General features: G+C 64.6%; 15 protein-coding genes. 12 read left to right on the top strand and 3 right to left on the bottom strand.

The features are described from left to right. Positions 1-27 precede the first annotated feature (27 nt). Positions 28-1,038: a TlpA family protein disulfide reductase gene (locus IT347_04225; GenBank protein MCC6348784.1), complete on the top strand. Its 1,011-nt coding sequence runs from the start codon at positions 28-30 to the stop codon at positions 1,036-1,038. A 36-nt stretch (positions 1,039-1,074) separates the two neighbouring features. Here IT347_04225 and IT347_04220 read toward each other — a convergent pair whose 3' ends face one another. After that, positions 1,075-2,676, bottom strand: a complete 1,602-nt coding sequence (locus tag IT347_04220; protein MCC6348783.1) for a recombinase family protein — start codon at positions 2,674-2,676, stop codon at positions 1,075-1,077. A gap of 462 nt (positions 2,677-3,138) precedes the next feature. Here IT347_04220 and IT347_04215 point away from each other — a divergent pair, with 462 nt between their 5' ends. From IT347_04215 to IT347_04195, 5 genes are all read left to right on the top strand, one after another. Beyond that, on the top strand, positions 3,139-3,423 hold the full coding sequence (locus IT347_04215; protein ID MCC6348782.1) for a helix-turn-helix transcriptional regulator: 285 nt from the start codon (positions 3,139-3,141) through the stop codon (positions 3,421-3,423). Next, the gene (locus IT347_04210; protein ID MCC6348781.1) at positions 3,420-4,052 is read left to right on the top strand and encodes a hypothetical protein; all 633 of its coding nucleotides are present in this window, start codon (positions 3,420-3,422) and stop codon (positions 4,050-4,052) included. Before IT347_04215 ends, IT347_04210 begins: the two co-directional genes overlap by 4 nt. After that, positions 4,039-4,575, top strand: a complete 537-nt coding sequence (locus IT347_04205; GenBank protein MCC6348780.1) for a hypothetical protein — start codon at positions 4,039-4,041, stop codon at positions 4,573-4,575. The genes IT347_04210 and IT347_04205 overlap by 14 nt, the downstream gene beginning before the upstream one ends. Then, the gene (locus IT347_04200) at positions 4,559-5,074 is read left to right on the top strand and encodes a crossover junction endodeoxyribonuclease RuvC (GenBank protein MCC6348779.1); all 516 of its coding nucleotides are present in this window, start codon (positions 4,559-4,561) and stop codon (positions 5,072-5,074) included. The genes IT347_04205 and IT347_04200 overlap by 17 nt, the downstream gene beginning before the upstream one ends. Before the next feature lie 117 nt (positions 5,075-5,191). Then, positions 5,192-5,707 (top strand): crossover junction endodeoxyribonuclease RuvC, encoded by a 516-nt coding sequence (locus IT347_04195; protein MCC6348778.1) that lies wholly within the window; start codon positions 5,192-5,194, stop codon positions 5,705-5,707. On the opposite strand, the gene IT347_04190 is transcribed toward IT347_04195, so the two are convergent. Both IT347_04190 and IT347_04185 read right to left on the bottom strand, forming a co-directional pair. Beyond that, entirely contained in the window at positions 5,698-7,326 is a 1,629-nt protein-coding gene (locus tag IT347_04190) for a hypothetical protein (GenBank protein ID MCC6348777.1), read from the bottom strand. The two genes, IT347_04195 and IT347_04190, sit on opposite strands and share 10 nt — an antisense overlap. Then, positions 7,250-8,698, bottom strand: a complete 1,449-nt coding sequence (locus tag IT347_04185; protein MCC6348776.1) for a toll/interleukin-1 receptor domain-containing protein — start codon at positions 8,696-8,698, stop codon at positions 7,250-7,252. Before IT347_04185 ends, IT347_04190 begins: the two co-directional genes overlap by 77 nt. 146 nt (positions 8,699-8,844) lie before the next feature. Between IT347_04185 and IT347_04180 the strand changes: the two genes are divergently transcribed. The 6 genes from IT347_04180 (at position 8,845) to IT347_04155 (ending at position 13,010) form a co-directional block, all read left to right on the top strand. Continuing rightward, positions 8,845-9,570, top strand: coding sequence for a hypothetical protein (locus tag IT347_04180; protein ID MCC6348775.1), 726 nt, complete (start codon positions 8,845-8,847; stop codon positions 9,568-9,570). Further along, entirely contained in the window at positions 9,542-10,375 is an 834-nt protein-coding gene (locus IT347_04175) for a PD-(D/E)XK nuclease family protein (protein ID MCC6348774.1), read from the top strand. Before IT347_04180 ends, IT347_04175 begins: the two co-directional genes overlap by 29 nt. Positions 10,376-10,383: 8 nt before the next feature. Beyond that, on the top strand, positions 10,384-10,968 hold the full coding sequence (gene radC, locus IT347_04170) for a DNA repair protein RadC (protein MCC6348773.1): 585 nt from the start codon (positions 10,384-10,386) through the stop codon (positions 10,966-10,968). Then, a complete protein-coding gene (locus IT347_04165; GenBank protein ID MCC6348772.1) occupies positions 10,965-11,285 on the top strand; it encodes a hypothetical protein in 321 nt (106 codons plus the stop codon). The genes radC and IT347_04165 overlap by 4 nt, the downstream gene beginning before the upstream one ends. Positions 11,286-11,294: 9 nt before the next feature. Next, positions 11,295-11,663, top strand: a complete 369-nt coding sequence (locus IT347_04160; protein MCC6348771.1) for a hypothetical protein — start codon at positions 11,295-11,297, stop codon at positions 11,661-11,663. Positions 11,664-11,759: 96 nt separating this feature from the next. Further along, the gene (locus IT347_04155; GenBank protein ID MCC6348770.1) at positions 11,760-13,010 is read left to right on the top strand and encodes a tyrosine-type recombinase/integrase; all 1,251 of its coding nucleotides are present in this window, start codon (positions 11,760-11,762) and stop codon (positions 13,008-13,010) included. The last annotated feature ends 608 nt before the right edge of the window (positions 13,011-13,618 follow it).

The raw sequence follows: 13,618 nt of genomic DNA, 5'->3' as shown, positions 1-13,618 counted from the left end.
GTATTCAAAGCGGGGCGGGGCTACCGTGTGTGGTTCCTGCCACTGGCGCACCTTATCTACGGCGCCTACGTGTCGTTGCCGGTGTGGCTCATTCCTGGCAACTACCTCCGTTTTCAGCTGCAGCTGCTGCGCGCCCAGGATCATGTGCTCTTCGTTGTCCTTGGCCTCGCCACGGCTCTGCTGGTCCTGAAGCAGGTCTTCCTGTTCCGGCGGACGCGCGGGACCGCAAGAATTACCGCTGTTGGACGGGGCGGCGTGGGCGTGTGGTCGGTGGTGTTCGGCGGTCTGCTGGCCACGGCCGCCTGTTCCTCCTGTATTGCTGTGTTCCTCGGCTTTCTGGGAGCGGGCAAGCACCTTGTTCATCGTCCGGCATCGGACGCCAGTCGTACTAGTGGCCTTCGCCGTAGTGCTGATCGCCCTGCTGACGACCGCCCGCCGTGTTCAGGGATATTGGGAGGAGTGCGAGCGAGTGCCCGAACAAGCGAAGCCATGAGGTTGCGTCGCACGTGGCTGATCGCCGGGAGCTTGGGAGCAGGAGTGCTCGTGGTTCTGCTGCTCCTTTCCGTACGAGTCGCTCGGCCGGAATCCACAGGCGGCACGGCATCCCTCGGCACGGACATCGGGCAAACAGCACCGGCCTTCGAGGTCACGACGACGGATGGCGCCATACTGCGGAGCAAGGATCTTAGCGGGCAGATCGTTATTCTGACTTCGGCGGCGGCCTGGTGCCAGACCTGTGCTCTTGAGGCGGAGCAACTGGCCAGCGTTTACAACCAGGAGGCGGCCCGCGGCGCAATAGTTCTTACCGTCGACATAGATCCGCAGGACACGCCGGCAGCCATCGACACGTTTCGCACGAGGATCCAGACGCCATGGGAGTACGCACAGGCGAGCGGGGCCGGGCAGCTCATCCGCGACTTCCGGTTGACTGGGTTCGAAATGACCTACGTTATCGACGCTCGCGGTATCGTGCGCTACCACGATGCTTCGATCACGGAGGCAGCGGAGCTCGTAACCGTCGTCGGGCGACTCCTGTAGTCCACAGGCTGCTCCATCGCCATTGCCTCAACCCCTCTACGCCGTAGCCGAATGCTCTGCCACACTTCCGTCATGCTTCGTCTCAATCTTCAAATCCGGTAGGCAAGACTCGGTCGTCTCGAACAGCCAAGTTCGAAGATCATCAACGATGGTCCACCAGCCCGGACTCGAAGCCGTCCCCGCCATCGCGGAGAACGGCTGTTTCGCTGAGTAGAGCGCAAATCGGTCGCGGACCTGCCAGTTCGAACCAATGGTCTGGACGATCTGCCGGCGCTGAACTGGGGTGCCGTTCCTTAGCGTTGCCGGGGCCCGACGGGAGAAGTCGAGGACCAGATCGAAGCGGGCGAGGAGTTCTGCGGGGCTCGCCTGCGGGCGAGCGAGTTGCTCCTGGATCGCCTCCTGCCGGGTGAGGATGTCGTTCCGGCGCTCGACGAATGTGCCATCGTCCACCAGGCCACGAATCCGCAGCGTGAGCAAGTTGTCCGCTTCGGCCTTCGCCTCGCGCAATGCCCGCTCAGCGGAGTCCCGCGATACTCCTCGCTGCGCAAGTTCTTGGGTGAGTGATTGTTCGAGCATTCGGCGCACCCACGATGCAATCCCCTCCGGTAGTTGCACTCTTTCGAGGTCGGCAGCGAGTTGTGCCTCGAAGGCCTGCTCGGGAAGAGTAGGCTGTGCGCAGCGCGCGTCGGCACGGTGTCTGTGGCAGCGGTAGTAGACATACCGCACGCCGGAGGGCTTGATGTGCTGCTCACCCACGAGTGTGCGACCGCATTCGGCGCAGGTCAGCAAACCCGAATAGGCGAACTCGTGCCGCTTCTTGCCCTTGTGCGTCACCCGGCCAAGTAGCTCCTGGACCCGCGCGAACTCCTCGTAGGTGACCATGGGCGGGTGCGCGCCCTTGAACGACTCACCGGATGTGAGTCGGATCGTGCCAGCGTAGTAGGGGTTTGAGAGCAGTGCGTAGAAGTGACTGTAGGACATGGGCCGCCCACCCTGGCGTGCTGTGCGCCGCGTCCGGAACTGCCACTGGTCGTTGAGTACGTGCAGCGCCTGGCTCAGCCGCATGGCGCCCGAGAGCACCAAGTCCCACGCACGCCGCATCAGGTCGAAGCGCTCGGGGTCCTTGACCACGGTCTTGGTGGCGCGGTCCTCGAGGTACCCGACTGGTGGCCGGAAGTTGGGCCAACCACGGCGAAAGCGCTCGCGGTTGCCGCGCGTCACGTTCTGCCGCAAATCGTCGATGTACTTTGTGGCCATCCCAAACTCGAACGTGCCGAGGAACCGGTCATTCCCGTCCGCGGTGTAGCAGCGCTCGGGCGTCACGACCTGCTCGATCTTGCGATCGGCGAGAGCCTGCAGGATGTGGCCTGAATCGAGCGGGTTTCGTGCGAGGCGATCCATCTTCCAGCAGAAGACCGAAGCGATCTCGCCGCGGTGAATCCGCTTCATCAGCGATCCGAACACGGGTCGGCCGGGAGCCTTCGCGGAATGGGCTTCTGTCAGAACCTCGGCCACAGCAGCACCCCGTCGCATGGCGAGGTCTTGAAGCTCCCGAATCTGCGAATCGATGGACAGGACCTGGCGGTCCTCGGATTCGGTCGACTTGCGGGCGTAGATGACGTGAACGGGCGATGGCATGCTGCCTATTCAGTAATTCCGGCTCCGCGCGTTGCCGTCAAGGGCCCGGCCTGTGGATAAGTCGAGCCCGATTGATCCTCCGGCAACGGGCCGAGGAGCATCCGGAAGAGTGCGAGCACTTCCGTGGCCCGATTCCAGGCCTCTTCGTGGCTCAACGACTCGCCGCACTCCATGTGGATAAGTTCTCGGAACTCATCGACGTCACCTCGTGTCAGGCCCAGCGCGAAGCGTTCGTTCGCGATGCCGTCTGATCGTGAGCACGCCACATTCGGGCGATCGGGGGAAGGGGAAGCGGACTTGGACATGCTCTGAGCCTGCCACCCTGTGGACAACTCGGGAAGTGGGGCGGACGCGTCAAACACGCTTCTGAGGGGTGGTCAAGCGCCACTTATCCACACGCTGGCGCGAAAACGGCGCGTGCCCCCATCTTGGCAGGATTCTATTAGCTTGTAGAGTGGCGGCATGCCGATCCAGAAGACCCCACGCCTCAACCAGCAACCGTCGCGCCACCCGAACCAGATCCGCAGCTACCGGATCGCGGCCGGCCTCAGCCAGCGCGACCTCGGCGCTCGTATTGGGCGCACCCGTTCGGTCGTCTCTGCGTGGGAGCGTGGGCGCTACCTGCCATCGGTAACCAATCTGTTCCTTCTCGCGAGAGCCCTCGACACGCTGGTCGAGTCGCTCTACTGGGGCCTGTACACGCAGGCCGGCAGCACCTTCGCGGAGGAAGTCCAGCCGCATACATGACGAGCGTCGCGCAACTTCACGACGTCCTGATTGGCGGGCTGCTCGCCGTGCCCGAGTTTCGGAGCAACGTCGGCGATGCCGTCTGGACGTATCTCGCACTCATCAAGGCCGCCAACTTCAATGGTGTGGTCAGCAAGCGCTCCGAGCAAGTCACTGCGGCGCTGATGATCGACGAGCCGGCGTTGCTCGCCGATCTCGCCAAGCTCACCGACCTCGGCCTGATCCGCACCTTGAACCCGGCTCCGTACCTTGTCATCCAGCTCGCATTGTGGCCTGGCAAGGTGGACTCTCCACGCGCAAGTGCGCCCGCTGCGAGCAGCGAAATGCGCCGCGCACAAGGTGAGGTTCCCGTCAGCAGCAGCGCTGCAGCAGCAGCTTCAGCATCACAGCCGGAGGTTGGGGGGCAGGGGGAAGGAGGCGAGTTGCTCGATCGTGTTCTCACGGTCCTCGGCCCCGAGGCAGATGTCGAGGAGATGCGCGACCTTCTCGGGGCGCATCCTGAGGAGACCGTTCGTCGCGCGCTCCAGCGCGTCGAGGCGACTCCCGCCCGGCAGATTCGTCGCTCCAGGACAGCTCTCTTCCGCTTCCTGCTCACCAAGCTAAGCCAACCCCATCGTGAACACGTCTAGCCCCATCACCCTCACCCTCGAGCGCCGCCTGATCGCGCACCCACAGGCAGTTCACCTGCGACGCATGCGCGCGGGTATCTGGCTCTACCTCGAGTTGTTGGCACGGCAGCCCGCCGGAGCTGACAGCTTCGAGGTGGAGCCAGCGTCGATCGGGCTCGAGATGGGACTCCCAGAGGGAACGGTTCGCTCGTGGCTCGGCCATCTTCGGAAGTCAGGCTACCTCGATGCCCAGCGGCTCAACGGCCATGTTCGCGTGACCATGCGGCGAGTTGAAGCGCCCACTCCCAGGACGGCGCAGGCTCCGGCGCCCGATCCCAGCCGCCTCTTCTCGGTGGTGAGCCTACAGAAGGCACTCGGTGAAGCGGGAGATGAGGAGCCATTACAGGCCGCGTTGAACCTCTACCCGGACCGCGTGATCCAGCGGGCACTGGCCAGAACGATGGCCGTCCCGGCGGAACGCATCCGTCGCTCACGAACCGCGCTTTTCATTTATCTCCTCAAACGCCATGCGCAAGACACCTGAGACCATCCTCGCCCTCGATCCCGGACTCCGCGAACTCGGCTACGCCGTCCTCGCCGGTCGCCGACTCGCCGCCAGCGGCGTACTCAACCTGCGAGACGTGCCGCGGACGCGCCGGCTTGCCGTAGCGCGCCAGCACGTGCAGCGGTGGGCAAACAGCCACAAGCCGACGGCGATCGTCGTGGAGAAGACGCACGCCCACCCGCTGCCGTGGCTGGACGACCTGCACAAGCTCACCCGCGCCGTTCGTCGCGTTGCGAGTCGGAAGTCGGCCACATTCGCTGGCTACGCGCCCCAGACCGTGCGCAAGGGCCTCGTCGGCAATGGCTGGGCCAGGAAGGCTGAGGTTGCCGTGGCCGTCGCACACCGCTTCCCGCAGCTCCGCGTGCATCTCACGCAGGACCGCCGCTGGAAGGAGCGGTACTGGTACAACCTCTTCGACGCGGTGGCGCTGGCGATTCATCACCAGCGGTCCTCGCAACCGCCCTCCCGCGGCCGGTAATCCGGTCGAAGTCTGCGATTCCGCCTTGCCGGAACGCCGCTGTCTCCATGGGGTCCGCAGGGAACCCAACACGGGCAGCCCGGGAGGGCATTTGAATACCTGTCACGAACCACCGTCATGCAACAGAACACCATCCTCGGAATCGATCCGGGAACCAAGGAGATGGGCCTCGCCATCATCCGCGATCGCCAACTCGTCTCGTTCGGCGTGCACACGCTGCGCAACGGGCACCGCCCACACGATGTCATCGGGCAAGCGCGGCGTATCGTGCTCGCCGCAATCGAGGAACACGGCCCGCAGGTCGTCGCCATCGAGAAGCCGTACGCGCTGCCCACCAAGCGGGCGGCACTCCTCTCGGTGATCGATCAGGAACTGCGAGGAAGGGCCGAGGATCTCGGACTGCGGGTCGTCGAACTGACGCCCGAGCAGGTGCGGCAGGTCGTCGTGGGCAACCCACGCGCAACGAAGATCGACGTGGCTGAGAGGCTCGTGGCCGGGGACTTCAAGCAGCTCTTTGATCTGGTCCCGAAGCGCCCCGCGCGGGCAGCGCTTGGGCTGCGTCCACGCGACAAGTACTGGCTCCACATGTTCGACGCGCTGGGGTTGGCGGTGGCGGCTGGCCGTCAGATGTAGAGCTTGAATGGGAGCGGATTGTGCTCCTTGAGTGGCGCTGCGGTCAGGACTTCGCCGACATGGTCGGCGAACCGCAGTGTGACCGGAAGGCCGTCGCCGAGTATGCACGTGTTGTAGTTGAGCTTGGTGAGCGCCAGGATATCGCCAAGCACTGTCCGAAGATCTGCAGAACCACGCAAGATGTCCACCCGAAGCGGGCGCGGCACCTCCCGGCCCACATAGGTGCGAAGGCGCGGAGTGAAACCTCGCGTCCACAGGTAGGCCGAGCGTGGATGCCGCAAGAGCGCCGTACCACGAAGGACTGGACGGGTGCCCAGTCGATAGAGCCGAAGGTCGAACTCGTCGCGGATGCGAATGCCCACGATGTTTGTAACCGCTGGGTCGACCGCCTCTTGGAAGCCGCTCCATTCCTCATGCTCGAAGAAGACCTTGCCATGCAGGAAGAGTTCCTTCGGCGGGGCTCCCGTCTTCTGGCGGTACGCCTCGACGGCAAGGGACACTAACTCGCGCGCGGCCGCCCGCGTGAGATGGAACTCACTGCGGCCGCGGGTCAACCACGGACCCACGGCACCGCGAAACACGATGCCGTCCCCGGAGTCGAGGAACATCTGAGCGGCGCAACACGCCGTGCGAGGGTCCTGATGCTTCAGATCCTGCTTGAACACGAGGCCCACGTAACAGACACCATCCCTGATGCGCTCGATCTTCCACGGCCGGCCTCCCGCCTTGTAGAACGCCGCAGTCGAAAGGCTCCAAGCGATCGCGGCTTGAAGCCCACTCTTGTCCCGTCCGCGTGGCGGCGGTGTCGCTCCGGGAGCGGCGAGGCAGAGCGTGCTCTCACGCACGATCTGGGTCGGAGCGTTGTGGTGCAGGAGTCGCGCCTTCAGTTGGTCGTGAAAGTCCACCTCGTAGCGGTGGATGTCGGCCAGCGCGTTGTCCTCAGCGAACAGTGATGGGGCACCCCAGAGCTTTCGGGCACGACTGGGGGAGAGGCTGCTAGGGGACGCGAGCTTCAACCCTGTCGCTATAGTCGAGCGGGGCCTGCAGTTCTCGTGGACCACATCGGGGATGACGACGTACCACAAGTCCACGGCGACGTCATCGCTTTGTAGCGCGGCAATGATGCGGTCGGAGAATAGTCCGACCGTCTTGAAGACCCGTTCGTGGCGGTCGCTCAAGAAGACGACCGCGTTGAGCATGGCCTCAGTGATCACGATCGCGGTTGTTGGCGTCGGCGCCCAAGGAATCCGGAACGCGCTTTCGAAGCCCGGAAACGGAGGGTTCGAGATGGGCGCTCCAGCATCCTGAAGCGGCCCCTGGATGCGCTCGACCCAGGCACGATAGAGCGCGAGACCGCCCTGAGTTCCGATAACGCCAACGCGTAGCCCGTATGGGCTCGCGGTCTCGAGTGGGCCGAACAATGTCAGCCCGTCGCGTGGATCCTCTACCGCCTGGCCGTGGCGGAAGCTGAGCGTCGGCTCTTCCAGGACGATGACGGACGGCCCAGGCGACTGGGCCGGGGCGCTTGCGTTGCGGCCCAGGTCAGACGAGCTCTTCCGAGTCGTCGGCCTCGTCGTCTTCGGTGTCGACGAAGTCTTCTTCGAGCGGCGGTCCCTCAAGATCGTCCTCATCGAAAGAAAGCGGACATTCAAACTGAAGCGGCAGCCGGCTCACCGGGATTGCGTCGCCTGCGCTCGTCGGAAGTGAAATCTTCTCATCACCTTCAGCCAACCAGGCCATGGAGCCGATGATTCGGTCCCGCCAGTCATCGTTCCACCAGTTGCGCCGCTGCGAGCGGCCAGCCTTGTGCATCCGCTCCTTGCTTGACCAAAGCACTCGTCCATCGTCTGAGAAGAGCAGGTGGGGCTTGATCGCGAAGCCGAGCGAGGGAGAGAGGATTGGTCGCGCCTCGAGCGCGAAATGCCAGTAACGAAGCCGTGGACCTTGGCCAGGCGTGGCCTTCTGCACCGTCTTGAAACCAACGACTTGCCGATAGCGGGCGCTTCCGTCGTCCAGCGCTCTGAAGGTGACACGGTTCTCTGAGGAAGTTCCATCCACGAAGTAGAAAGCCCGGCCACGATTGGAAAAGGCGTAGGTCGAGAGCCCCTTGGTTCTGACCATCTGGTCCCACGCCGCTGAGAGCAACTCAACGAGGCCTGCGCGTTCCTCGTCTTCCGTCCAGTACTTGCGGCGGGCTGGTGCTGCAGCCTCGTCAAGTTCCAACACTTCACTGCGCTGGATCGAAACAAAGGGTCCTAGGTGTCCGTCCAGCGCGGAGGCTGGTGCGAACGAGACGAGATAAGGATCCTTGCTGACGCAGTGCCAGGGTAGTGCGGTTGGAAGCGCGATCGGGCCAACGCCGACTGCAGGCGATGGGCGATAGCGCACGGTGTGAAAGTGCAACCGTACGGGACTGAGTATCGGAAACCAGTTCGAGACAAGCTGCTCCGGCTGCGAGCGTACGCCCATGGACGAACTGAAGCGTGTTCGCCACCACTTCGTCACGGTCTCCGGCCCGAACTGCGGTGCCTTCGGTACGCCGTCCTCCTCCAAGCGCTTCAAGAGCTGGGCGAGGCCGCGCGCCCAACTGGGCGAGAAGCTCAAGGATGTCAGACGCGTTAGGGCGATATTCGCCTGTCGCGGCGGGAGATCATCGATCGCCAAGGGCAGGATGAAACGGTCCAGCTTGTCATCGCGAGCCACATTTTCGGCGACTTGGAGCTCTTTGAGAGCCCCTTGCTTTGTGTTGGATGTGCGGCTGAGTACGAAGAGGAACTTGATCGAGCGAGTCCTGATCGCCACTTCGATGTCATTCCAGAAGTCTTCACCGCCCAGAAGCCGCGTTAGGTCGCACCACACCGGGTAGCCGGCGACGGCGAGCTGAAGCGCCAGCCATTCGGCAAAGGCGTTGTCCTCTGGATTTGCATGGCTGACGAATAGGATGTCGCGCATACCCTCAACCTGAACGAGGCCCTGCAATGCGTAGCGCATGCTCGCACCGACACTTGTCCACAATGATGCGTAGTCTAGCGCACGTCAGCCCCCCTACGAAGCTGATCACCAATGCCCTACGCTGACAACGCAGTTCGGAAGCGCTCGTGCCTCCGGCTCACCCGCCCCTTGTCAGGAGGCCTTCCATGAAGGCCGATCAGCAACTCGTCCGCACGGTCGATGTCCATGACCGCGTGGGCAACGTCGTCGGTTCCAAGGACGTCGTACTCTATGCCGGCCTGCTCAACCAGGCGCACGAGGAAGGCCTGCTCAAGGTCTGCACCTCGATCCTCCAGATCCCCACGGAGGAGAATGGTCGCCTCGCCATCGTCAAGGCCGAGGTCCAGACCGCGAAGGGACTCTTCGAAGCTGTCGGCGATGCTTGTCCCGAGAACGTCGATGAGTTCCTCGCACCGCACCTGATCCGCGTGGCCGAGACCCGGGCCAAGGCCCGCGCTCTCCGCGACGCCGTCAATGTCGGCGTCGTCTCCTACGAGGAGTTGGACGGCGTCAGCCTGAACCGGGACTCTAGCCCCGGGTCGGGTGCCCCGATCGCCGCCCGCTCACCTCGCCACTCCGGCAACGGCAACGGAACTGCGCGCTCGCGCAGCAACGGCCACAGCCGACCGCCCCGGTCGAGCAATGGCAACGAGCCGATGTCCGAAGCGCAGCGCAGGTACCTGTTCCGCATCATGTCGGGCCAGGGATTCCAGAAGGAAGCCGCCGAGAATCGCCTGAAGGACCTCTTCGAGGTCTCGGATCTCGCCGAGATCACGAAGGTGGCCGCCACGAAGATGATCGACGAGCTCCTGAACGCCGCCCCCGGCAACGGGAACGGCGGGAATGGAGCCGAAGCGCGTCATCTCCGTTAGCCAGGTCAACACCTACCTCGGCTGCCCTCTCAAGTACCGCTTCCAGTACATCGACAAGATCCCGAGGCCGTGGCGGGTCGCCTCCATGGCATTCGGCACGTCGGTGCATGCCGCCGTCGAGTGGTTCCACAAGGAGCGGCTCGCCGGGCGCACGGCTGACATGGCCGAAGTCCTCAAGGTCTTTGACGCGGACTGGTACGCACAGAACGTGGAGCCGCTCGTCTTCTCGGAGCGGGAGTCGAAGGACTCCTTGGCCGAGAAGGGCCGCGCGATGCTCCAGCTCTACGTGGAGTCCGGGAACGGAACCATGCCGGTCGCGGTCGAGCAGCCATTCGAGCTCGACCTGGTCGATCCCGAGACCGGAGAACTCCTCGATGTGCGTATCCGCGGGATCATCGACCTCGTGGAAGCAGACCAGACGCTCGTCGACCTGAAGACTGCCGGCCGGACCCTCGAACAAGGAGGGCTCGAACGGCACCTGCAGCTCTCGACGTACGCGCTCGCGTTCCTTCTCCAGCACGGGGACATCCCCAAGCTCCGCCTCGACATGTTGCTCAAGACCGCGAAGCCGCGGCTGGAGCGGCACCCAACCACCCGGTCGGTCGAGGATCTCGGCTGGACCGCTCGCCTCATCCGCGAGGTGTCCCTCGCGATCGAGACCGAGCACTTCTTTCCCAACCCGAGCTGGCGTTGCACCGAGTGCGAGTACTTCGCCCACTGCCAACAGTGGCGCGGCACCTGGCCCGACGAGCAACTCGTGGCCATCAGTGACGGGGAAGGTGTCGGCGAGATCGCTGGCGCGTAGGACCCTCAGTGGTCGTTGCGTGCTATCGGGGGCCACGGACGGCTGCTGATTCCGAAACGTCGGCGACTCGTCGCACCTTCTCCCGTCAGTTGTTCGCTCTTTCCAACCATGGGGCTCCTCGCGCACGTCGCTTGGGGCCCTTCTTCTTTCCCGCCCCTGCAAGGAGCCACCCCGTGTATGTCCGAGAACTCACCCGCCGCCGCTACCGTGGAAGGAAGCCCGTCCTGATCCGAGGCCCCGAGGACGTCGCCAAGCTCCTGCCGCGTATGAGGCGGCTCGAGCGCGAGCACTTCCTCGTGGTCCTGCTGAACGCTCGGCACGAGGTGGACGCCGTCGAGACCGTCTCGGTCGGCAGCCTCAACGCCTCGATCGTTCATCCGCGCGAGGTGTTCAAGCCCGCCATCCTGGCCTCAGCCGCTTCCGTGGTGCTGGTGCACAACCACCCCTCGGGCGACCCCGAGCCCTCAGAGGAGGATCTCGCAATCACCAAGCGACTCGTCGAGGTTGGCGAGTTGCTGGGCATCGGCGTGCTCGATCACGTCGTGGTCGCCAGTCGCGGTGTCGTGAGCTTCCGCTCGCGGCAGCTGCTGTGAGCGCCCAGGTGGCCCTCGAGTTGTTCCACGGACGCTTGCGCCCCGACGAGAGCCTCGACAACTGGGGCTCGCAGGGCCCGGTCTTCTTGGTGGACTACGTGCATGTGACCTACCTAAGCGAGATCAAGCTGGGGCTTCCTGAGCCTGCCGGCGACGGCGATCTCCACTTCGTCGAAGACCTCGTCTTCTACGACGGCACGTACTACGGCGACTGGTCGGTGTTCCCGGCGGATCTCGCCGCGCGGGAGGCTTCACTCGCCGCCCGCATCGTACCTTTCAATCCCGACAAGGCAATCACCCCAAGCCCAAGATCATAGGAGGGCGCCATGACGCTCATGCTGCACCGTGGCGGGTGGGAGGCCACCAAGGCCGACCTCGCCGCCGTTCCCGTTCCCGAGCCGACCGAGAGCTACTTCCCGGTGCCGTACGACCGCTTCGTCGAAGAAGTCGAGCTGCACATCCCGCGCTTCGGGCTCGAGATCACGTCGTCGCAGTTCGCGCTGGCGCGGGAAGGGGCGCAGATGTTCGGCGTCCTGACCTGCACCAACGGTCACAGCGCCCGCGACTACGCGCTCGCGATCGGGCTCAGGTCGTCGTACGACCGGTCCCTGGCCGTTGGCGCCACGTTCGGCTCCCGCTTATGCGTACCTCGTCATAACCGGCATTATGGGCAGGGCCTGATTATGCGCATCTGACGCCACAGAAGCCGCCCCGGCCGACAGATCGAACCACTGTTCCTCAACATAACGGGAGGGGTGCACCATTCCGGTTCCAACCCGGGGAGGTGCACCATGACGCGCTTCGATTCGGACGAGCCGTGGGTGGAACGCGGCAGGGTCCACCTGGCCGCACACGGTTACACGGTCGAGACCTTCAAGCGCTTTCGTGCCACGACACGCCGTTTCCTCGCGTTCCTGCAACGCCGACGTGTCGACATCAGCAGCGCCCAGTGCTCCCACGTCAGTTCGTACCTTGCGGCCGAGCGCCGCCGTTTCCAGCGGCGCCACGGCCGAGATCCCAACGCAGGTGGATGGCTCACGCGTCATGCGGCGCCCATCCACCTGCTCTTTCGTTTGGCGCAAGGGAGCTGGCCACCACCTCCACCGCCGCCAGCGACCCCACGCGAGCGATTCCGCAAGGAACTGCATGACGGCTACCGCCACTGGATGATGGAGATCCGTGGGCTCTCTGTCCTGACCTTCACCAAGGACTGGTGTACCGCCGACCGATTCCTCGACTGGCTTGGCACTCGGGCAAGTCCGGCCTCGCTTCAGGGGCTTGGTCCGACCGATCTCGACGGCTTCCTGGCCTGGCGCGCGCCCGGGATTCGGCGCGCGACCCGCGTTGGCGTGTGTCAGGGGCTGCGCAGTTTCCTGCGATACCTCCACGGCGCCGGCTTCATTGGTCGCGACCTGTCTGCATGCGTCACGCGCCCGCCGCTCTACTGGAACGAGGGCATCCCCTCGGCGTTCACGGAGGCAGAGGTGAGGGCGATGCTCACAACGACGCGCCGTGACCGCTCGGACGTTGGTCGGCGCGACTACGCGATTTTGCTTCTGCTCTCGACCTACGGGCTGCGCGCAGGTGAGATCACCCGACTGCGACTCGACGACATCGATTGGCGGCGGGAGCGATTCTCGATCACGCAGTCCAAGAGCCATCGCCCATCGCAGTTGCCGCTGCTGGCGCCCGTCGGACGCGCGATCCTCGATTACCTCGAGCACGTGCGGCCTCGAAGTGAGCATCGCCAGGTGTTTCTCTTTACCCGCGCGCCCTACCGACCTTTCGCGTGCGGATCGTCGCTGGGTTCCATCGTCCGGAGACGCCTAAGCCAGGCCGGGATCACCCCGACTGGCAAGCACGGCTGCCACGCCTTCCGCTACGCCCGGGCGGTCAGCCTCTTGCGTGCGGCCGTCTCGCTCAAGGCGATCAGCGACATCCTCGGCCACCGCTCACCGAGCTCCACCGACAGCTACCTCAAGCTCGCCACTGAGGACCTTCGCGACGTCGGGCTGGAGTTGCCACCGGAGGTGACGCCATGACTGGCTGGCCGGATGCCTCGTTCGCACTGCTCAAGCAGTACGTCGATCAACTCGGCTATCGGGGCCTGCGTTCGCGGCGACGCTGTGCTTCGGTCCTGCGACGCTTCCAGCGGTTCGTAATGGCGCGATCGCGGACGACGACCCTGTCCCGAGGAGTGATCGAGTCATGGCTGCGGGCGGGAGACACGGTCTCGCCGCGCTCCCTCGTGATCCGACGTGCCCAGATCGTTGACACCTTCCTCGACTGGTTGGTGGCCGGCGGCCACCTGCAAGCCAACCCGTTTGCGGAACTGCGTGCGGCGTGTCGCCCCCGCGGAACACGCTCGATCGTGCCCGCTCTGCTCAGTGAGGATCCAGACGCAGCTCTCGCACGACTGCGGCCACCACCTCGCTACGGCAGCCACGTTGGCCCGGCGCTGCGGGATCACGTCGAGCGCATGCGGGCACTCGGATACAAGTGCGACGAGAAGCCGTACCTCCGCCTGGACCGCTTTGCCCAGGAGCGAGCCGGGGCTGACACGGAGCCGCTCGATGGTCTGATCCACGCCTACGCCGCCGAGCCCCGCTCGCCGGCAGTCCAGTACTGTCAACGAACATTGAGAAGTAGA

The organism is Candidatus Eisenbacteria bacterium (assembly GCA_020847735.1).
Classification (GTDB): Bacteria; Eisenbacteria; RBG-16-71-46; order RBG-16-71-46; family RBG-16-71-46; genus CAIXRL01.
Note: the sequence above shows the minus strand (reverse complement) of the source record. Positions and strands in the feature narration are given on the sequence as shown.